This window comes from Agrobacterium tumefaciens (assembly GCF_013318015.2).
In the GTDB taxonomy this organism is placed as follows: Bacteria; Pseudomonadota; Alphaproteobacteria; order Rhizobiales; family Rhizobiaceae; genus Agrobacterium; species Agrobacterium tumefaciens.
The window spans coordinates 1929441-1949573 of sequence record NZ_CP115841.1 but is presented as its reverse complement, the minus strand read 5'-3'; the positions used below and the strand labels follow the sequence as shown (position 1 = coordinate 1949573).

Here is a 20133-nt window from a genome sequence, read left to right as displayed (position 1 = left end):
CATGGGCACTATCCGTATTCTCGACGGCGGCATGAGCCGCGAATTGCAGCGGCTCGGCGCCGAGCTGAAACAGCCGGAATGGTCGGCGCTGGCGCTCATCAATTCACCTGATATCGTGCGGCAGGTGCATCAGGAATTCATCGAGGCCGGTGCCGATGTCGTCACCACCAATTCCTATGCGCTGGTGCCGTTCCATATCGGCGAGGAGCGTTTCCAGAAGGATGGCGCATCGCTGATCGCCCTTTCCGGCAGGCTGGCACGTGAGGCTGCGGATGCCTCCGGCCGCGACGTGCTGGTGGCCGGTTCGCTGCCGCCGATCTTCGGCTCCTATGAGCCGCAGAATTTCGATGCCACGAGGGTGCAGGACTATCTGAAGGTGCTGGTCGACAATCTCGCGCCCTTCGTCGATGTCTGGCTGGGTGAGACGCTGAGCCTGATCGCCGAAGGCGAAGCGGTGCGGGAAGCCGTGGCCGCAACCGGCAAACCGTTCTGGATTTCCTTCACGTTGAACGACGATGCGGCTGCGACAGGCGGTGGCGAGCCTGCGCTGCGCTCTGGTGAAACGGTAAAGGCGGCGGCCGAATGGGCGGCGCAATCTGGTGCTGCCGCCCTTCTGTTCAATTGCAGCAAGCCGGAAATCATGAAAGCCGCCGTGGAAACGGCATCCGCTGTCTTTGCGGAAAAGGGCGTTTCGCTTGAGATCGGCGTTTATGCCAATGCCTTCGAAGGTGAACAGGGCGATTCCGCCGCCAATGAAGGTCTGCACGGCACGCGCACCGACCTGACCGACGATGTCTATTCGCGGTTCGCCTGCTCCTGGGCGGATGCCGGCGCAACCATGATCGGCGGCTGCTGCGGCATTGGCGCTGCCCATATCCACACGGTTGCAACGGCATTGCGGCGCGCGGCCGCCTGACGCTACCGCGAGCGCTCCCAACGCCACTATCGGGAATGCATGCGGCAGGCTGAAAGGCCTGCCGTTTTTTTGTCCCGTGCAAATTCGAAGCAGATCATGCGGCATAAAGGAATTTTAAAGTTTTAAAGTATAATTGTTGTATTTATAAGTAAATAAAAGAATATTATAAAGTACTGTCCCTTGATCTTCTTCCTGTTGCGGCCAGTCTTTTCCGTCTGTCGCGTAGCCGCCGGATTCCCGGAACAGGTGCTTGCATAAATTTCAGGGCAGGCATCCCCCTGCGGGCCAGATGCATGATGCAGTTTGCGACAAGGGCCGATGATCCGGCTGATGGGGCCTTGATGATCAAGGCTTTAGACGTGCAATGTCATTTTTGCCGAACACCTCCGGCACGGGAAAGGAGCGGCATCCATTTCAGGAGCTTCCCGTGTCCTTTCTTCAAAATGCCCGTATCCGCACCAAAATCCTGTCACTCATTTTGCCACTCTGCATCGTCGGTCTCGGGGCCACCGCGTTCATGGCAACGCGTTACAAGGAAGCCGACACGCTTTATTCCGAATTCATCGCCAGCGATAATGCTGCGCTGGTGGAGCTTGCGCGGGCAAACCGTAATCTCGTCGCCCTGGCATATGGCGCCTATCAGGTCATGGCTTACGATGCGAATGCTGCGGAAATCAACGTTGCCAAGCAGGCTTATATTGACAGCAAACGCGAGCTTCTGGAGCGGCTGGGCAATGTCAAGACAGTGTTTCCGGAAGAGAGCGCTGCTGTCGATACCTTGATCGCGCAATCCCAGTCCATCGCGCAAATTACCGACAAGGCTGTCGAGTTTGGAATGGCGAACAGAAATGCGGAATCCGCCGTGCAACTCGCCCACGCAGACGTCTCCATCCAACGAACGTCAGCCATCATAACGGCATTGCTGGACAAGCTTGCCAAGGGTGTTGCGACAGGCAGCGACGATCTGAGTGACCAGACGAATTCCACGATCCTGACCTCGCTTGTTGTGGTTGGCATCAGCTTTGCAGCCGGCATCATTCTCGCGCTGTTCGTGGCCTCGCGTGGCATCACAACGCCGATCGCCCGCCTGCGGGAGCGTATGGTGTCGCTGGCAGGCGGCGATACGGCAGCCGAGATCGATGGCATGGACCGCAAGGACGAAGTCGGCCAGATGGCGGTTGCCGTTCAGGTGTTCCGCGAGAGTGCGATCGAGCGCATCCGCCTTGAACAGGAAACAGAAGCCAATCGCAGCCTTTCGGAAAAGGAACGCATCGCGCGCGAGCAGCAGAAGGCCAAGGAAGCTGCCGACGTCAAATTTGCCGTCGACAATCTTGCAACCGGTCTTTCGAAGCTTTCGGATGGCGATGTGTCCTACCGCATCGGCCAGCCGTTCACGGCGACACTCGACGGCGTTCGTAACGACTTCAACATGTCCGCCGAAAAGCTGCAATCGGCATTGACCCGCGTTGCGCAGAATGCCGGTGGCATCGGCGCGGGCGCAAACGAGATCAAATCGGCCGCCGACGATCTGGCCAAGCGTACCGAACAGCAGGCCGCAGCCGTGGAAGAAACCGCTGCCGCTCTGGAAGAGATCACCACGACTGTGAAGGATTCCACCAAGCGCGCGCAGGAGGCCGGCCTGATCGTCAGCCGCGCCAAGGCAGGTGCCGAACAATCCGGCGAGGTGGTACGTCGCGCCGTGGTCGCCATGGAGCAGATCTCCAAATCCGCCAACGAGATCAGCAACATCATCGGCGTGATCGACGAAATCGCCTTCCAGACCAACCTTCTGGCGCTCAATGCCGGCGTGGAAGCTGCGCGTGCGGGCGAGGCGGGCAAGGGCTTTGCCGTTGTCGCGCAGGAAGTGCGCGAACTGGCGCAACGCTCCGCCAATGCGGCCAAGGAAATCAAGGCGCTGATCACCACCTCGAACGATCAGGTGCAGCAGGGCGTTCAGCTGGTGGGCGACACCGGCAAGGCACTGGCGACGATCGTATCGGAAGTGCAGGAAATCAACCGGCACGTCGTCTCCATCGTGGAATCCGCGCAGGAGCAATCCTCCGGCCTCCAGCAGATCAATACCGCGGTCAACCAGATGGACCAGGACACGCAGAAAAATGCTGCCATGGTAGAAGAGACCAACGCCGCCAGCCACAATCTGGCCAAGGAGGTAGCTTCGCTCAACCAGCTTCTCGCGCAGTTCAAGCTCGCCGATACCGCCTATCAGCAGAAGAGCCAGCCCGCTCCGGTTCGCAATGCCGGCGGCAACGACAGATACGTGGCATCCCCCGTACGCGCGCTTGGCCGCAAGATTGCATCCGCATTCTCCGGTAACGCTGCTGTCGATACGTCAAAGGACGACTGGCAGGAGTTTTGATCGCCATACGATTGGCATCATGCCGATCCACGCCCGGAGATGACGCAAGGCTTGCGGGCCTGACATCCGGGCCGTGATTTAAAAACATGCCGCGCAGGGTCCGATTGCTTGCGCGGCATGGCTGAAGGAGGCGCGTGCCGCCGCGTCGGTAAATCAGTCTGGCATCAAATCGGAAATCTGCCCATGTGAGACCAGCAGGCGCGGGTTTGTCATGCTGCCGCTTTCCTCGTCGACGGTAACAGCATAAGCCGCAACGCCGATGTGGCGCGATGCCATGGCGCTCGCTATCTTTTCGGCGGACGCCGCATTGGAAGCCTGCCGCATTTCGCCCGGCACAATGCCCCCGCGTCCCTTTTTGAACTGCACTACAATAATCTTTTCAGCGTCTGACATATCTCGTGCACTCTCGTTTGTTCTTTAAATGTTCTAGTTATATAAGAGATTCAACATGGTGTTACGCCCCGTTTTTGGGGCCGCCAAAGTTCTACAGTACTATTGGAAGCATTGGGTGAATTTCGACGCGAACGGGAGAGTTTTACGCGTAACAGGTTTAAGTCGTTACGATGGGCCGAGCTTCCCAATTACATGCTTACGAACTCAACATTTTCTAACGCTGAGCGTCCGTTATATTCGCCTCAGTGTTTTCGAGGTCGTTCTTTATTCCGTACTCTGCAATAAAATGGCGCACCCGACAGGATTCGAACCTGTGACCTTTGGAATCGGAATCCAACACTCTATCCAGCTGAGCTACGGGTGCAGCGGTCACGCTTGAATCGCGTGCAGCGGTTGGTTCATACCCCAGCTTTCTTTCCGCATCAATGTCTAAAAATCAAAGATTTACGAAATGGGGCCTGTTTTCCGGTGTGGGGGAGAGCGTGGGTTGCTGCGAGGGCTGCTGTCTGCATGTTTGCGATAGCAGGGCGGTGTGTTGTTAGCGGTATTGCGTTTCTTCCTGATAAGACGTTTCCCTTTTAAGTAGTATTTTACGTCTGCATCCAGCGGCTGTCCTGGCACTTTTGTACACAGGCGGGTTGATTGTCGTATTGCCTTTCAAACTAGGCGGGGGAGGCGGTTTCTGACCCTAAAAATCGGTGGGTAAATAATCATACTTTTCTTTTGCGCCCGATGGTGATTACGAGACAGGGGTTGTCGCAATGGGTATTAACTGTCAAATTATTATACAATATTAGTATCATCTACATTTATTTGGGATACAGTTTAGTCCTGTTGTCGGTTATCATTCCGGCAGGGTTAAGGAACGAATCAGGCGGGGGATCGGATGGCTTTGCAATTGGCACATAGCAACGGGCCACGGGCGGAAAAGGCCGAAAGCGGCGGCACGCAGGCGGAACATTTAAACGCTATCGACTATGGATTGTTGACGACCGCGATCGGTTATCATTTGAGGCACTCGCAACTTGCCGTGGCAAACGGCTTTTCCGACGTGCTGGCGGAGATGGGATTGCGGCCGGCCGATTTTTCCGTTCTCGTCATCGTCGGCGGCAATCCGGGCCTCAAGCAGAGCGATGTGGCCGAGGCGCTTGGCATACAGCGTGCCAATTTCGTCGCGATCGTCGATAGCATGGAAAGCAAGGGATTGCTTGTCCGCCGCAGGTCGGAAGAGGACAGGCGCGTTCATTTCCTCGACATGACGGATGAGGGCAGCAGCCTTCTTGAGCGCCTTTCCGATGCATGGCGTGACCGCGAGGAAAAGCTGATCGACCGGATCGGCGGCAAAAAAGCCCGTGACCAGCTGCTGGCCCTGCTTGGACGCCTGCGGGACTGAGCGGTAGCGGTATCGGTCAAGCCGGTCGGTAATCCCCCCGCCTCTCCCTTTCACGAGGGTCTGATTGGTAGCGGGTCGATTTGCGTTGCAATTTTCATGCGAAACGGCCAAGACGCCTTGGACGTGCCAACGCCTTTCGCGCGCGTCATGCCGCAACTGCGCAATGTTCTGGAGAGGCCCGAAACGGGAACGCCATGCTGATTATCGATACGAGCCATCCGCTTTATCGCCGCTTGTGGGTCAGATTGCTCATCGTCGGCTTTTGCGCCGCCTGGTCCGTCATCGAATTCGTCAATCGCGAATTTTTCTGGGGAACGGTTGTCGGCGGCGTTGCGGTCTATGCGGCCTATGAGTTGTTGCTGAAGTTCAAGCCCGCCAGCGAGGAGAACGCTGCAGGCAAGGCTGACGCGGCCAGGGACGATTCAGACGAACCAGTGGAAAGTGCACCCACGGATAGAAACGACGCCGGCTGAGGCGAGCTTTCCGGGTGTAAAACCGCTACCTGCCTCTATTGGAAATGTTCACGAGTTCGCAGCATCCGGATCGCCTGGTCAATCAGGAGATTTGCCGCTGTCATGCGCAGCGTCGCATTGTGCCGGAATTCCGGTCTCACTCCGTCGGGATGATTGAGCCTTGCGAAGGCGCGGCGCTTTTCCGCAAGCGTTACGGCGGTGTCGGTTTCATGGATGGCCAGTTCTGCTGAAACATCCGCGAGCGAGGTCTTTTCGAGATGGGCCGGCATAGGTTCGGGTTGGGGTTCCGGCTGGGGCTCGGCAAGCGCAACGGGCTCCGGCAGAAAGGCCAGATAGGCGTCGAGACTGGCGTTTCCCGGTTGCGGTGCATCCGGATAGGTATCCACGACGAAGCCAGAGCTAAAACCAACAATACGATGACCGGTGGGCGGCGTCGGCTCCGCGCTCTCGTCTTCTTTTTCCTGTCTCAGTCTTTCAACGACCGACTCGAAGACGGATTGTCCGAAAAGCATGCGGCTATTCCCTGGGCAAGTCCCGATAAATCCGGCCTCTATATACAACGAAGTTGGCGTCTGGCTTGCCTTCCTCAAAAGCCCGTCAGTTTGCGGCTTTCATCCAGAACCAGATCGTAGAGAAGCCGGGCGCTGGGCGGCAAAACGCGGCCTTTGGTGGTGATGATGCTGTAGGGCTTGACGACAAGCTCGAAATCCGTCGGCAGGATGCGGGTGCGGCCGACATCGGCCTGCTGACCGGCCACGAACTCGGCCATGTCCTGCGCGATTGGCGCAATTGCATCCGTGTTGCAGATAAGGGCAAGCGTCAGCACCACGGATGGCGTGTTGATGACGTTGCGCGGCATGGCGACGCCGTGAGTGAGGAACACGTCTTCCATCGTTCTGCGCAAAAGCGCGCCGGGCGGCTGGAAGACCCAGTCGTAACCGGACAGATCCTGCAATGTCACGGGCTCGCCGTGGAGCAGGGGGTGGCCCTCGCGAACCACCAGGCAGGCGCGCTCGATGCCAATTTCATGGATGGAGAACAGGCCGGGGTCGAAATCATCGGGGATGCGGCCGATGATGAAATCGTGACGTGCGGCCAGAAGTTCCCGCGCCAGCACGTTGCTACTTTCCACCTGCACGTTGATCTCGATACCGGGATAGGTGTCCATCGCCCGTCTTATGGCGGGCACGACCAGGCTGATGGCCGGTGCGGTGACGGCGCCGATATAAACCGATCCGCCGCTGCCGGATTTCATCTGGTTGAGTTCGCGGCTCGCCTCACGCAGCTCCAGCAATATGGTGCGGGCGCGCCGCGCCAGCGCCTCGCCGAACTTGGTCAGCACCACACCACGCGACGCTCTCTGACAGAGCGGGCTTTTGACGATTGCTTCCATTTCCGAGAGCATGCGCGATGCCGCCGGCTGCGTCATGTTCATGGCGGCGGCGGCAGCGCTGACCTGCCCGTGCTCCTCGATCATGACCAGCATGCGCAGGTGGCTCATCTTCAAGCCGGCGCGCAGCAAAGGGTTGTCTTCGAAGACGAAGAGCGCATCCGCTGTTTGCGTCTGCTCATACACTTTTTGGTTGCTCATTCGCCGGTTTATACCCCTCAATGGTTATTGTATCGATTTAATATATCATAATTGATATACGTAAACTGATTTATTCTATTTGACAGTTATATGGATTCAGAACAATTTGCGGAATGCCGGGGAGGAGCGGCATCTGTTCCATTTCGCAGTTGCGAGATCGGAACGGGCGCAATGCGGCTTCTTCCTCTGATGGCATGAATTTTATGGTGCAACGCAACAAGCGGGTACCAAAGAGGGTTCAAGGGAGAGAGTTAATGAAGTCCATTATTTCGCTGATGGCGGCTTGTGCCATCGGTGCTGCTTCCTTTGCAGCGCCGGCTTTCGCGCAGGACAAGGGTTCTGTCGGTATCGCCATGCCGACAAAGTCTTCCGCGCGCTGGATCGATGACGGCAACAATATCGTCAAGCAGTTGCAGGAAGCCGGTTACACGACCGATCTGCAATACGCCGACGACGATATTCCGAATCAGCTTTCCCAGATCGAAAACATGGTCACCAAGGGCGTTAAGGTCCTCGTGATTGCTTCGATCGACGGCACGACCCTGTCGGACGTTCTGAAGCAGGCTGGTCAGCAGGGCATCAAGGTCATCGCTTATGACCGTCTCATCCGCAACAGCGGCGACGTCAGCTACTACGCCACTTTCGACAACTTCCAGGTTGGCGTTCTGCAGGCAACTTCGATCGTCGACAAGCTTGGCCTGAAGGACGGCAAGGGTCCGTTCAACATCGAGCTGTTCGGCGGTTCTCCTGACGACAATAACGCCTTCTTCTTCTACGATGGCGCGATGTCGGTTCTGAAGCCTTACATCGACAGCGGCAAGCTGGTCGTAAAGTCGGGCCAGATGGGCATGGACAAGGTCGGTACGCTGCGTTGGGATCCGGCAACGGCCCAGGCTCGCATGGATAACCTCCTGTCGGCTTATTACACGGACGCAAAGGTTGACGCTGTTCTGTCGCCCTATGACGGTCTGTCCATCGGCATCATCTCCTCGCTGAAGGGCGTTGGTTATGGCACGAAGGACCAGCCGCTGCCGGTCGTTTCCGGTCAGGACGCTGAAGTTCCGTCGGTCAAGTCGATCATTGCTGGCGAACAGTATTCGACCATCTTCAAGGACACTCGCGAACTCGCGAAGGTTACTGTTGGCATGGTCAACGCCGTTCTGCAGGGCAAGGAGCCTGAGGTGAACGACACCAAGACCTATGAAAATGGCGTCAAGGTTGTTCCGTCCTACCTGCTCAAGCCGGTTGCCGTGACCAAGGACAACTACAAGCAGGTTCTCGTCGACGGTGGTTACTACACCGCAGACCAGCTGAAATAAGCCTGCAACACATGCGGGGATGGCTTGGCGCCGTCCCCGTTTTTCCATAAAAATAAAAACGCCTGAATTAATCGGGCGCTGGATTGCGATATGGCCAATACCATTCTCGAAATGCGGAACATCACCAAGACGTTTCCGGGCGTAAAAGCGCTTGAGAACGTCAACCTTAAGGTAAAGGAAGGTGAGATCCACGCGCTCGTTGGCGAGAACGGCGCTGGAAAGTCGACCTTGATGAAGGTCCTTTCCGGTGTTTATCCCGCTGGCACCTATGAGGGCGAGATCCACTATGAAGGTGCTGTGCGAAATTTTCGCGCCATCAACGACAGCGAAGATATTGGTATCATCATCATTCACCAGGAGCTTGCGCTTGTGCCGCTCCTGTCGATTGCCGAAAATATTTTCCTTGGCAACGAGGTCGCTTCGGGCGGCGTGATCAACTGGCAGCAGACCTTCAACCGTACCCGCGAACTTCTGAAGAAGGTGGGCCTGAAGGAATCGCCAGAGACGCTGATTACGGATATCGGCGTCGGCAAGCAGCAGCTGGTCGAAATCGCCAAGGCGTTGTCGAAGAGCGTGAAGCTTCTCATCCTTGATGAGCCGACCGCCTCGCTCAACGAGAGCGATTCCGAGGCTCTGCTCAACCTTTTGATCGAGTTCCGCAAGCAGGGCATGACGTCGATCATCATCACCCACAAGCTCAACGAAGTGCGCAAGGTGGCCGACCAGATCACCGTGCTGCGCGACGGCATGACGGTGAAGACGCTCGACTGTCATCAGGAAGAAATCAGCGAGGACGTCATCATTCGCAACATGGTGGGACGCGATCTAGAAGATCGTTATCCGCCGCGCGACGTGCCGATCGGCGAGACCATTCTCGAAGTGAAGAACTGGAACGCCTATCACCAGCAGCACCGCGACCGTAAGGTCCTGCACGACATCAACGTCACCGTGCGCAAGGGCGAAGTCGTCGGCATTGCCGGGCTGATGGGGGCAGGGCGCACGGAATTCGCCATGAGCGTGTTCGGCAAGTCCTACGGTCACAAGATCACCGGCGACGTGCTGATCGACGGCAAGCCCGTGGATGTCAGCACCGTGCGCAAGGCAATCGATGCCGGCCTTGCCTATGTGACCGAAGACCGCAAACATCTCGGTCTGGTGCTCAACGACAACATTCTGCACAACACCACGCTTGCCAATCTGGCCGGCGTGTCGAAGGCCAGCGTCATCGACGACATCAAGGAAATGAAGGTGGCGAGCGATTTCCGCACACGCCTTCGCATCCGCTCTTCAGGCATCTTTCAGGAAACGGTCAATCTTTCGGGCGGCAACCAGCAGAAGGTCGTGCTTTCCAAGTGGCTCTTCTCCAATCCTGATGTCCTGATCCTAGACGAGCCGACACGCGGTATCGACGTTGGCGCGAAATACGAAATCTACACCATCATCAACCAGCTCGCTGCCGACGGCAAAGGCGTTCTGATGATCTCATCGGAAATGCCTGAATTGCTCGGCAATTGCGACCGCATCTACGTCATGAACGAAGGCCGCATCGTCGCTGAATTGCCGAAGGGAGAGGCGAGCCAGGAAAGCATCATGCGCGCTATCATGCGCTCAGGGGAGAAGAACTCATGAGTTCGGCAAACACCACAAACGAAGAAAGCAACGTCATCTCGGTCGGGTCGTATATTCGCTCCAATATCCGCGAATACGGCATGCTGATCGCGCTCGTCGCTATCATGGTTTTCTTCCAGTTCTATACCGGCGGCATTCTGTTCCGGCCCGTGAACCTGACCAACCTCATCCTGCAGAACTCGTTCATCGTCATCATGGCGCTTGGCATGCTGCTGGTCATCGTGGCCGGACATATCGACCTTTCGGTCGGTTCCATCGTCGCCTTCGTCGGCGCGATTGCGGCCATATTGACCGTGCAGTGGGGCATGAACCCGTTTCTCGCGGCGCTGATTTGTCTTGTCATCGGCGGCATCATCGGTGCTGCCCAGGGTTACTGGATCGCCTATCATCGCATCCCGTCGTTCATCGTGACGCTGGCGGGTATGCTTGTGTTCCGCGGCCTCACGCTTTTTGTGCTCGGCGGCAAGAACATCGGCCCGTTCCCGACGGATTTCCAGATCATCAGCACCGGCTTCCTGCCTGATATCGGTGGCATCGAAGGTCTGAACACGACGTCGATGATCCTGACATTGGTGATTACGGTCGTGCTGTTCTATCTGGCGTGGCGCCGTCGCGTGGTGAACGTGAAGCACGGCATCGACGTGGAGCCGTTCGGTTTCTTCATTGTGCAGAACCTGCTCATCTCAGGCGCTATTCTGTTCCTTGGCTACCAGCTGTCCACCTATCGTGGCCTGCCGAACGTCCTGATCGTGATGCTGGTTCTGATTGCGCTTTACAGCTTCGTGACGCGCCGCACGACCATTGGCCGCCGCGTTTACGCCATGGGCGGCAACGAGAAGGCGACCAAGCTTTCCGGTATCAACACCGAACGCCTGAGCTTCCTAACCTTCGTCAACATGGGTGTACTGGCCGGTCTGGCCGGCATGATCATCGCGACACGCCTCAACTCGGCAACGCCGAAGGCAGGCGTTGGCTTCGAGCTTGATGTGATCGCGGCCTGCTTCATTGGCGGTGCTTCGGCCTCCGGCGGCGTTGGCAAGATCACCGGTGCTGTTATCGGTGCCTTCATCATGGGCGTCATGAACAACGGCATGTCGATCGTCGGCCTCGGCATCGACTTCCAGCAGATGGTCAAGGGCCTCGTGCTGCTCGCTGCCGTGTTCTTCGACGTCTACAACAAGAACAAGGGCTGATTGCCCAGCCAATATAGCAAGTCAAAAAAGTGGCCGGTTTCCGGCCACTTTCATAAGGTGAAGGCGCAACGCGCCGAAGAAGATAAGGCGCGTTGCGCCGCAGGAAGGAAATCCCGTGCTCATTTCACAGATCAAGGATGCCAGTGGCAAAATCACCGTCGCCGTTCGCGAAGAAGGCGGACAGGCGCACGCCGTCAACGGCGCTCAATCGGTTTACGCGCTGGCCATGGAAGCTGCCAATAGTGGCAAGAGCCTTGCCGATGTTGTGTCCGCCCATGGTCTCGGCGATGCCGTCGATCTGGAGAAGGCTTACGCTGAAGGTCGCTTTCTGCCACCGATCACCCATCCCGATCCGGCGCATCTGCATCTGACAGGCACGGGCCTGACCCATCTCGGCTCTGCTGCTACCCGCGACAGCATGCACAAGAAGACCACGGAAGCCGCCGAGGAAAGCCTGACGGATTCCATGAAGATGTTCCGCATGGGTCTGGAAAATGGCAAGCCGAAGGCTGGCGAAAAGGGCGTTCAACCCGAGTGGTTCTACAAGGGCAACGGCTATGTCGCAGCGGCACCCGGTGCTGCTCTCACCTCTCCGTCCTTTGCGCTTGATGGCGGCGAAGAGCCGGAAATGGCCGGCATCTACGTGATCTCCGACAAGGGCGAACCCGTGCGCATCGGCTTTGCCGTGTCGAACGAATTTTCCGACCACGTCACCGAGCGGATCAACTATCTCTACCTTGCCCATTCCAAGTTGCGCCCGGCAAGCTTCGGCCCGGAAATCCGCGTCGGCGTTGCGCCGTCGGATATTCGCGGCACCTCGCGCATCCGTCGTGGCGACAAGGTCATTTTCGAAAAGCCGTTTGTTTCGGGTGAGGACAACATGTCCCACACCTTCGCGAACCTCGAATATCACCACTTCAAATACGGCCTGTTCCGCGCACCTGGTGACGTCCATGTGCACATGTTCGGCACCGCGACGCTCTCTTTTGCGGAGGGCATCAAGCCGGAAGCGGGTGACGTGTTCGAGATCGAGGCCGCCGGTTTCGGCCTGCCGCTGAGGAACCCGCTTGCGGTTAATGCGGAAGAAGAAATCACGGTTCGGCAGATCTGATCTACCTGGGCTGCACGTTAAACGGTTGAGGGAGGGGGTCGCTCAGTGTCCCCCTCTCGACGTCATCCCCGGGTTTGTCTTCAGGTGGGACACATCCGCCAAAGCGATAACGCCGCGGTTTTGCCAGTAATCGTCTTGTCTTAGGTGCGTAATGCTGCCGGAAGACGCCGGAAAGCTGACATAACCGACGCTGTCGATCGGCATTTTGATCCATGCCGCGATGACGAAGGTAAGAGCGAAGCCATGGGTAACGATGATCTGCGTGGGGCAAGGACGCGATATAATCGTGTCCACGGCGCGGTACACTCTTTCGGCCAACTCTCGTCTCGTTTCGCCATCAGCAATTCCGCCACGATGATCCATCCGGTCGTGATGGGGGGCCGGTATCTGACGGGCGTCGAGCCATTCCTGCGGCATACCACCCGCCGAACCGTAGCTGATTTCCCGCAGGCCATCCGTGGTTTCAAAAGGGGACTTGAGGTGTTCAGCAATGATTGCCGCAGTCTGGGAGGCCCGCAGAAGATCGGAACTGAAGATTTCGACTGATGCGTTGCCGATCAAGGCCACAAGTTTCTCGGCCGTCGCCTGCGCATCGGCTTTTCCCTTGGGTGTCAGTTCGGTATCATACCAGCCACCAACCTTGTTCTCGACATGATGGACGGACTGGGTGTGCGTGACGACAAAGATGTTCTTCATAGTGTTCTTCCGGGTATATGGGGCTTACTCGAACCCCCACAGCCTGCCTTCGCCCACCTCCACGGAATTGCCGGCCGGGTCGCGGATGTAGACGGAATAGCTATCATTCGGCCAGCGGTGATAGTGTTCGATGGGAATTCCAAGCTCCTCGAAGCGTGCTTTCCAGTCGTCCACTTCCGACTTGTCTTTCGCATAAAAACAGAAATGGCCTTGTCCGGTGGCGCCGTGGCGCGGGATCGGATTGTCGGGGGTGGCCGTGCGCGATTGTTGCGGATCGAAGACCAGCAGCATCTGCCGGCCACATTTGAAGAACACGAACTGGCCCGGCAGCCTGCGCACCACCTCCAGCCCGAAGACATCGCGATAAAAGGCCTCGGCGGCGTCGAGATCGTCGGCGTAGATCGCCGTTTCCATAAGGGCGGCTGGCGGTTTCATGGTTCCTCCCCGATGTCTGGCAACGGATATAGCGGACAGTCTATGTTTTCGTGCTGTAGGTCAGCACCGTCAGGTCGTGCTTGCCAACACCACGTTCCAGAACGGTCCAGCCGCAGTTCGTATAATAGGTTTCGAGACGGCGCCGGCAGCACAGGTAGCTGGTGTCGTGACCAAGTTCGGCGGCCCGTTGTGTTGCGGCCTGCATGAGCGCCCGGGCGACACCTGAGCGTCTGCTGTTTTCCTCCACCCAGAGTGCGGCAACCCATGGCAGATATTGTGGCCGCTCCTCCAGATCGCAATGGATAAGAAAGGCGGAGCCGACGTAACCCTTGTCGTCATGGGCGACGAAGCCGGTCGGCAGGGCATGGGGGTTCACCATATCCTTCAGATGTTCAGCCACATCGCCGACCTGGAGGCCACTATCCTGCCACCATGCCGTCCAGACCCGTTCCGCAATGATGGGTCCATGGGACTGGCAGTCGCGATAGTCGGAAATACTGTACAAAAAGCCCTCTCCCTGATCGGTTGCTGCGGCGATTTAACCGGTCACGGCGGGCTTTCGCAACCCACAGGTTGTTGAAAGCGGATCAGGGTTTCGTTGCCATCACATGCAGCCAGTCGGTTGGCAGCTTGTCGTAACCGCTGCCGTGCCGTGCTTCTATTTCCACCCCTGCCCAGGCGAAATGCCCGTACAGGTCCTCAAGCCAGGTTTTCGAAGGATAGTTGTAATAGCGGCCGAACGTGTCGCGGCCTTCCGCTTCCCCGGCCTTGAAGCTGGCGTAAAAAACACCGGCATGTTTCAGCGCCGTATGGATGCGGCGGATGATGCCGGAAAGGGCAGGGCGCGGCACATGCAACAGGCAGGCATTGGCCCACACGCCGCCATAGGTCTCCACGTCGCCGATATCTTCGAACAGCAATGTTGCGACGGGAATGCCGAGCCGAGTTTCGGCCGCCTTGGCGATTTCGGGTGTGCCGTCCGTCGGGCGCACGTCGAAGCCTGCAGCGAGCATGAATTCACTGTCCTGCCCGCCACCGCACCCCAGTTCGAGGATGGTCGCGCCTTTGGGCAGGCGCGACAGGAATTTTTCCAGATGGGGAAGGTCCGCCGTTTGCCCTCTCGACGTATAGGCTCCGGCATTATCCGTATAAAAGCCGATCGTTTCGTCGTCTCTGCCGGCCATTGTCTCAGCTTTGCGATTGGCTCTGCGATTGCTGCACGGTCACCGAAACGTTCAGCGTTTCGCCGGCCGGGCCGATCCGCATGCCCGATATCGGCGCGCAGTCGCGGTAGCAGAGGCCAAGGGCAATGCGCACGTAGCGATCGTCAGGGCAGATATTGTTGGCGGCGTCAAAGCCAACCCAGCCGAGGCCCTGCAGATGCACCTCGGCCCAGGCATGGGTTGCCGTCTGCTCCGCCACGTCTTCCATCATCAGATAACCGGAAACATAGCGGGCGGGCAGGCCCATCAGCCGGGCGGCGGAAATGAGGATATGGGCATGGTCCTGGCAGACGCCCTTGCCGGCTTCGAGTGCCAGTTCGGCGGTGGTTTCGGTGTCGGTCGAACCCGGCACATATTCCACCTTGCTGTTGATCTTCTCCATCAGGTCGTGCAGGCGCTCGAGCTCGCTGTTGCCGGTGCTGGCCTTCGCCAGTTCGCGCACGAGTTTGCCGGGCTTCGTCAGCGGCGTCTCGCGCAGGAAGAGCCATAGCGGCGCACTGCCGGTGTGGGGGCCGACCATGCCGGCCCTGTCTTCGGTTATGACGAGGCCACCGGCCACGACCTTGACCCTGCGTTGCGGGCCTTCGGTCTCGACTAGTGCGACACGGTTGCCGAAATGGTCGTCATAGCTCACTTCGACGGTGGCGCCGTCGACCGATACATCCCAGTCCTCCACCGTCTGGCACGGGCCGGTCTGTGGCGTCAGGCGCAGCCGCTGCAATGCATAGGGCATCGGCTCGTCATAGACATATTCGGTTGTATGGGTGATTTTCAGACGCATAAGCTGTCCCCGTCCACGCGCTTACAGATAAAAGCGGTAGCCTTCCATGATTTCCTGCCCCAGCTGCCCGTTCCGGTTGACAAATCTCTCCAGAAACTCGTGCAGGCCTTCATCCATGACGCGATCGATCGTTGTCTTGCGCAGACTGTCGCGAATGCTTTCCGCCGTTTCATGCGCCTTGTGCTTTTCACCGTAATCCTCAGCTATGTAATTGAGGTTGCTGGTGATCTTCTCGTAGCAATAGGCGAGCGAGCGCGGCATGCGGCCGTTGAGAATGAGGAAGTCGGCGATGTTGGCGGGCTTGTATTCCGCATCGTAGACCCAGCCATAGGAGCGGTGCGCCGAGACCGAGCGCAGGATGGATTCCCATTGGGCATTGTCCAGCGAGGAGCCGACATGCGCCACGGCCGGCAGCAGCACGTAATATTTTACGTCGAGAATGCGGGCGGTGTTGTCGGCGCGCTCGATGAAGGTGCCGATGCGGGAGAAATTATAGAGATCGTTGCGCAGCATCGAGCCGTGGAAGGCGCCGCGCACCAGACCGGCGCGATGCTTGATGACATCGATGGTCTGCGGCAGTTCGGCATGGCTGAGTTTGCGGCCGAGGATGTTCTTCAGCTCGATCCAGAATTCATTGGTGGCTTCCCATGTCTCGCGCGTCAGCGCGGTGCGCACCATGCGGGCATTGTTGCGGCCTGCCTCGATGCAGGACATGACGCTCGAAGGGTTTGCCTTGTCCCGCAGGAGATAATCGATCGCATTGGCCGCCGTCACCTTCTCGCGCGTTTCGAGAAAGGCTTCGTGCACGCCGGCACTCTGCAACACGCCGTCCCAGTCCTCATCGCCGCTGCCGCTGCGCGTCAGGGAAACGCGCAGGCCCGCATCGATAAGCCGGGCGATGTTTTCAGCGCGCTCAATATACCGGAACATCCAGTAGAGCCCGTTTGCCGTTCTGCCCAGCATGGCTTAGTCCTCCAGTACCCATGTATCCTTGGTGCCGCCGCCCTGGCTGGAATTGACCACCAGCGAGCCCTGCTTGAGGGCAACACGGGTCAGTCCGCCGGGAATGATCTTCACCTTGTCTGAAACCAGCACATAAGGACGCAGATCGACATGGCGCGGCGCGATGCCGTTTTTCACCATGATCGGCACGGTGGAAAGCGACAGCGTGGGCTGCGCGATGTAATTGGAGGGGCGGGCTTTCAGCTTTTCGGCAAAAAGCGCCCGTTCCTTTTTCGACGCGGTGGGGCCGACCAGCATGCCGTAACCGCCCGAACCGTGAACTTCCTTGACGACCAGTTCGGCAAGGTTGTCGAGAACGTATTTCAGGCTGTCCGGCTCCGAACAGCGCCATGTCGGCACGTTTTCCAGAAGCGGCTTGCGGCCGGTGTAGAACTCGACGATCTCGGGCATGTAGGAATAGATTGCCTTGTCGTCGGAAATGCCGGTGCCCGGCGCATTGGCGATGGTGATGTTGCCGGCGCGGTAGACATCCATGATGCCGGGTACGCCGAGCGCCGAATCCGGCCGGAAGGTGAGCGGATCAAGGAAGTCGTCGTCGACGCGGCGGTAAAGCACGTCGATGGCCTCGTAGCCACGGGTAGTGCGCATCTTGACCTTGCCGTCCATGACGCGCAGGTCGGACCCTTCCACCAGCTCCACACCCATCATGTCGGCCAGGAATGAATGTTCGTAATAGGCGGAATTGTAGATGCCGGGGGTCAGCACCGCGACGCGCGGCTTGCCGGTGCAGCCGGGGGGTGCAAGCGAGGCGAGCGATTGGCGCAGCTGATAGGGGTAGTCCTCCACCCGCTGTACCCGGTTTTCATGGAAGAGTTCCGGGAACATCTGCATCATCGTTTCACGGTTTTCCAGCATGTAGCTGACACCTGAAGGCGTGCGGGCGTTGTCTTCCAGAACATAGAACTGATCTTCGCCGGTGCGGACGATATCCGTGCCGACAATGTGGGTATAAACGCCGCCGGGTGGCGTGAAACCGATCATTTCCGGGAGGAATGCGACGTTCTTCTCAATGATTTCGCGGGGAATTCGCCCGGCGCGAATGATTTCCTGCTTGTGGTAGATATCGTCGAGGAAAGCGTTGAGAGCGAGAACCCGCTGTTCGATACCCTGGGCCAGTTTGCGCCACTCGCGCCCGGAAATGATGCGCGGAATGATATCGAAGGGGATCAGTTTTTCTGAACTGTCGGCGTGGCCGTAGACTGCGAAAGTAATACCGGTTTTTCGAAAGATGTTTTCCGCGTCTTTAGACTTCTGGATCAGGTGTGCCCTGTCCTGCCGGCTGTACCACTCGTTATAGTTTTCATATGGGCTTCGCGGCGCGTTGTCCGCATTTATCATTTCGTCAAATGCCAACTTCGATGTCCCCTTTTTTGCCATATGAATACAACGACAAATGCAATGCAAGAACTATGCGGAGGCCTCCGTGAAGATTTTTTACCGCCCTAGAGTTTTAAAAAAGAAGCGTTTTTTCGCTTTCAGCCTATAAATGCGGCATTGGCAAATTGGTTGCAGGGCAAGGTGGGGTGGAACGGGGTGGTGGCACTGTGTGCGCCGTGGGCGAATGCACAAATTTTGTTCGTTCGCTTTCGGTTGATGGGTTTTGGGTGTGGCATCAGAAAATCTGAAAGATGCGATCACCAAAACACTTTTGACCTTTTGCGGGGATGGGGATACCGGCTAGCTTGGACGGCTGTGTTTCGCCAAGGGGTGCGCGCCGAGATCCGGCCGGGTAGTTCACCGGTTGCTTCAAGTCGTAAAAATGTCAATTCGCCGCATGCCTTATGTCCCGGGCCCATGTCCGGTTGCGGGGCATCACGCGGCACAGGGGAATTCCCATGTCGCTCGACCGTCTGGCTCCGGCCATCTTCGTCTTTCTCTGGTCGACCGGCTGGGTCACCGCGAAATATGCCGTTTATTATACTGGTCCGCTGACCTTCCTCTGTCTGCGTTACCTGTTGGCGGGTGCGATATTGTGGGCGATCTGCCGGTTTTCCTCCATTCAATGGCCTGAACGGCGCATCGATGTTTTCCGGGCAATCTTGTCCGGCGTGTTCCTGCACGGCCTTTACCTTGGCATGATCTGGTGGGCGATAGGGCAGGGCGTGCCGGCGGCGATCGGCGGCATTATTGCCGGTTTGCAGCCATTGATGACGGCGGTTGCCGCCCGTTACATGATCGGCGAAAAGATCTCTCCGGTGCAGCGTGCCGGCTTGCTTCTCGGCTTTGTCGGCATTGCCATCGCCGTGCTGCCGAAGGTCATGGCGTCAGGCGCGCTCGGCCTTTCCGTGCCGCTTTATGCCGTGGCGGTGAATGTGCTGGGCATGACGTCGGTGACCTATGGCACCCTTTACCAGAAGAAATACGTCCATGGCGGAAACATCATGGCGGTCGCCACGCTGCAATATGTCGGCGCCCTCATCGTCACCGTTCCCTTCGCGCTGTTGCTGGAGGATGGTCATGTGGACTGGAGCCTCGGGCTTGCCGCCACGCTCGTCTGGTCGGTGGGCGCGATCTCCATCGGTGCGGTGGCTCTGCTGCTCTATCTCATCCGGCGCGGGCAGGTCTCGCGCGCTGCCTCGCTGATCTATCTCGTGCCGCCGCTTGCCGCCGTGGAAGCGGCCCTGCTTTTCGGCGAAACGCTGACGCCGGCCATGATTGCCGGCACGGTCCTGGCGGTAACGGGGGTGTATCTGGCCAACCGCCGGCCCGCAGCGCCGGTTGAGGCACGTTAATTCCTACAACCTCATATTAGAGATTTGTTAACCATAAAATTATACCTCTCGTTAATCTAGAGATTTGGCGGGGGTTACATGTCTATTTCACGTCGTGGTGTTCTGTTCGGATTGCCGCTGTTGCTGGCCGGCTGCGCAAGTTCCGGCATCGGGCAGCAAAGGCTTAATTATGCGGCGAAGCCGGACGAGAAGTTTCCGCTTCCGGAAATGCATCTCGACAAGGTGAAGCCCGAGCTGCGCCGGCAGGAAGTGGCATACGATACCGCGCATCCGGCTGGAACGGTGATTGTGGATACGCCCGCGCGGCGTCTTTACTACGTACTGGGCGATGGACGGGCAATGCGTTACGGCGTCGGCGTCGGTCGCCAGGGGCTTGCGCTGAAGGGCGACGCCTATATCGGCCGGAAGTCGGAATGGCCTTCCTGGACGCCGACCGCAAACATGATGCGCCGTGATCCGCGCAATCTGAAATACGCCGGCGGCATGGAGGGGGGCCCGAACAACCCGCTCGGCGCACGGGCGCTCTACCTCTATCGCGGCGGCAACGACACCATGTTCCGTCTGCACGGCACCAACCAGCCGCAATCCATCGGCCACGCCATGTCAAGCGGCTGTATCCGGATGCTGAACCACGACATCATCGATCTTTACAGCCGCGTGCCGGTTGGCTCCAGGGTCGTGGTGCTACAGGCCTGACGTAGAGGCGGATTTTTCCGCCTTTGCCACTCGAAAAAATGCCTGTATCCTTGGGTTGATTTTTTCCACATGAGCGCAGTTTTATGGTGGAAAATCAACCATGTCTAGAATGACTCCCTTTATGTATTTAAGGGAGTTCTGCTATATCGGAA

20 protein-coding genes and 1 tRNA gene are annotated in these 20133 nt (G+C 58.0%); 10 read left to right on the top strand and 11 right to left on the bottom strand.

Annotated elements, in window-relative coordinates; genetic code table 11:
- The first annotated feature begins 1 nt into the window (after position 1).
- The gene (locus tag G6L97_RS09675; RefSeq protein WP_065662173.1) at positions 2 to 916 is read left to right on the top strand and encodes a homocysteine S-methyltransferase family protein; all 915 of its coding nucleotides are present in this window, start codon (positions 2 to 4) and stop codon (positions 914 to 916) included.
- Positions 917 to 1343: 427 nt separating this feature from the next.
- A complete protein-coding gene (locus G6L97_RS09670; RefSeq protein WP_174068927.1) occupies positions 1344 to 3293 on the top strand; it encodes a methyl-accepting chemotaxis protein in 1950 nt (649 codons plus the stop codon).
- Positions 3294 to 3446: 153 nt separating this feature from the next.
- Here G6L97_RS09670 and G6L97_RS09665 read toward each other — a convergent pair whose 3' ends face one another.
- Together G6L97_RS09665 and G6L97_RS09660 are read right to left on the bottom strand one after the other, a co-directional pair.
- Positions 3447 to 3686, bottom strand: a complete 240-nt coding sequence (locus G6L97_RS09665; RefSeq protein ID WP_025594288.1) for a hypothetical protein — start codon at positions 3684 to 3686, stop codon at positions 3447 to 3449.
- A 287-nt stretch (positions 3687 to 3973) separates the two neighbouring features.
- A tRNA-Arg gene (locus G6L97_RS09660) sits at positions 3974 to 4050 on the bottom strand.
- A 522-nt stretch (positions 4051 to 4572) separates the two neighbouring features.
- On the opposite strand from G6L97_RS09660, the gene G6L97_RS09655 reads away from it, so the two are divergent.
- Both G6L97_RS09655 and G6L97_RS09650 read left to right on the top strand, forming a co-directional pair.
- Positions 4573 to 5079, top strand: coding sequence for a MarR family winged helix-turn-helix transcriptional regulator (locus tag G6L97_RS09655; protein ID WP_003513721.1), 507 nt, complete (start codon positions 4573 to 4575; stop codon positions 5077 to 5079).
- Between the two features lie 194 nt (positions 5080 to 5273).
- A complete protein-coding gene (locus G6L97_RS09650; RefSeq protein ID WP_111783630.1) occupies positions 5274 to 5552 on the top strand; it encodes a hypothetical protein in 279 nt (92 codons plus the stop codon).
- A 35-nt stretch (positions 5553 to 5587) separates the two neighbouring features.
- On the opposite strand, the gene G6L97_RS09645 is transcribed toward G6L97_RS09650, so the two are convergent.
- A complete protein-coding gene (locus G6L97_RS09645) occupies positions 5588 to 6064 on the bottom strand; it encodes a hypothetical protein (protein WP_065702267.1) in 477 nt (158 codons plus the stop codon).
- A gap of 74 nt (positions 6065 to 6138) precedes the next feature.
- Positions 6139 to 7143 (bottom strand): LysR family transcriptional regulator, encoded by a 1005-nt coding sequence (locus G6L97_RS09640; protein ID WP_111783629.1) that lies wholly within the window; start codon positions 7141 to 7143, stop codon positions 6139 to 6141.
- Positions 7144 to 7397: 254 nt separating this feature from the next.
- Here G6L97_RS09640 and chvE point away from each other — a divergent pair, with 254 nt between their 5' ends.
- The 4 genes from chvE to araD1 all read left to right on the top strand — a co-directional run bounded on the left by chvE (position 7398) and on the right by araD1 (position 12395).
- Positions 7398 to 8462: a sugar ABC transporter substrate-binding protein ChvE gene (gene chvE, locus G6L97_RS09635; protein WP_003513717.1), complete on the top strand. Its 1065-nt coding sequence runs from the start codon at positions 7398 to 7400 to the stop codon at positions 8460 to 8462.
- A gap of 90 nt (positions 8463 to 8552) precedes the next feature.
- Positions 8553 to 10091, top strand: coding sequence for a sugar ABC transporter ATP-binding protein GguA (gene gguA / locus G6L97_RS09630; protein WP_003513716.1), 1539 nt, complete (start codon positions 8553 to 8555; stop codon positions 10089 to 10091).
- The gene (gene gguB / locus G6L97_RS09625) at positions 10088 to 11284 is read left to right on the top strand and encodes a sugar ABC transporter permease GguB (protein WP_003513714.1); all 1197 of its coding nucleotides are present in this window, start codon (positions 10088 to 10090) and stop codon (positions 11282 to 11284) included. Before gguA ends, gguB begins: the two co-directional genes overlap by 4 nt.
- Before the next feature lie 115 nt (positions 11285 to 11399).
- Positions 11400 to 12395: a 2-keto-3-deoxy-L-arabinonate dehydratase AraD1 gene (gene araD1 / locus G6L97_RS09620; protein WP_111783628.1), complete on the top strand. Its 996-nt coding sequence runs from the start codon at positions 11400 to 11402 to the stop codon at positions 12393 to 12395.
- 42 nt (positions 12396 to 12437) lie between these two features.
- On the opposite strand, the gene G6L97_RS09615 is transcribed toward araD1, so the two are convergent.
- The 7 genes from G6L97_RS09615 to G6L97_RS09585 form a co-directional block, all read right to left on the bottom strand.
- Positions 12438 to 13091: a histidine phosphatase family protein gene (locus G6L97_RS09615; protein ID WP_111783627.1), complete on the bottom strand. Its 654-nt coding sequence runs from the start codon at positions 13089 to 13091 to the stop codon at positions 12438 to 12440.
- A gap of 24 nt (positions 13092 to 13115) precedes the next feature.
- Complete coding sequence (locus G6L97_RS09610) at positions 13116 to 13526, bottom strand: VOC family protein (protein ID WP_097100731.1); 411 nt, start codon at positions 13524 to 13526, stop codon at positions 13116 to 13118.
- Between the two features lie 40 nt (positions 13527 to 13566).
- Entirely contained in the window at positions 13567 to 14031 is a 465-nt protein-coding gene (locus G6L97_RS09605) for a GNAT family N-acetyltransferase (RefSeq protein WP_025594245.1), read from the bottom strand.
- Between the two features lie 82 nt (positions 14032 to 14113).
- A complete protein-coding gene (locus G6L97_RS09600) occupies positions 14114 to 14710 on the bottom strand; it encodes a class I SAM-dependent methyltransferase (protein ID WP_111783626.1) in 597 nt (198 codons plus the stop codon).
- A 4-nt stretch (positions 14711 to 14714) separates the two neighbouring features.
- Positions 14715 to 15530, bottom strand: coding sequence for a transglutaminase family protein (locus G6L97_RS09595; RefSeq protein WP_003513702.1), 816 nt, complete (start codon positions 15528 to 15530; stop codon positions 14715 to 14717).
- 21 nt (positions 15531 to 15551) lie between these two features.
- A complete protein-coding gene (locus tag G6L97_RS09590; protein WP_003513700.1) occupies positions 15552 to 16493 on the bottom strand; it encodes an alpha-E domain-containing protein in 942 nt (313 codons plus the stop codon).
- A 3-nt stretch (positions 16494 to 16496) separates the two neighbouring features.
- Positions 16497 to 17906: a circularly permuted type 2 ATP-grasp protein gene (locus G6L97_RS09585; RefSeq protein WP_003513699.1), complete on the bottom strand. Its 1410-nt coding sequence runs from the start codon at positions 17904 to 17906 to the stop codon at positions 16497 to 16499.
- A gap of 482 nt (positions 17907 to 18388) precedes the next feature.
- Between G6L97_RS09585 and G6L97_RS09580 the strand changes: the two genes are divergently transcribed.
- Both G6L97_RS09580 and G6L97_RS09575 read left to right on the top strand, forming a co-directional pair.
- The gene (locus tag G6L97_RS09580) at positions 18389 to 19285 is read left to right on the top strand and encodes a DMT family transporter (RefSeq protein WP_003513697.1); all 897 of its coding nucleotides are present in this window, start codon (positions 18389 to 18391) and stop codon (positions 19283 to 19285) included.
- Positions 19286 to 19363: 78 nt separating this feature from the next.
- Positions 19364 to 19981: a L,D-transpeptidase gene (locus G6L97_RS09575; RefSeq protein ID WP_003513696.1), complete on the top strand. Its 618-nt coding sequence runs from the start codon at positions 19364 to 19366 to the stop codon at positions 19979 to 19981.
- The last annotated feature ends 152 nt before the right edge of the window (positions 19982 to 20133 follow it).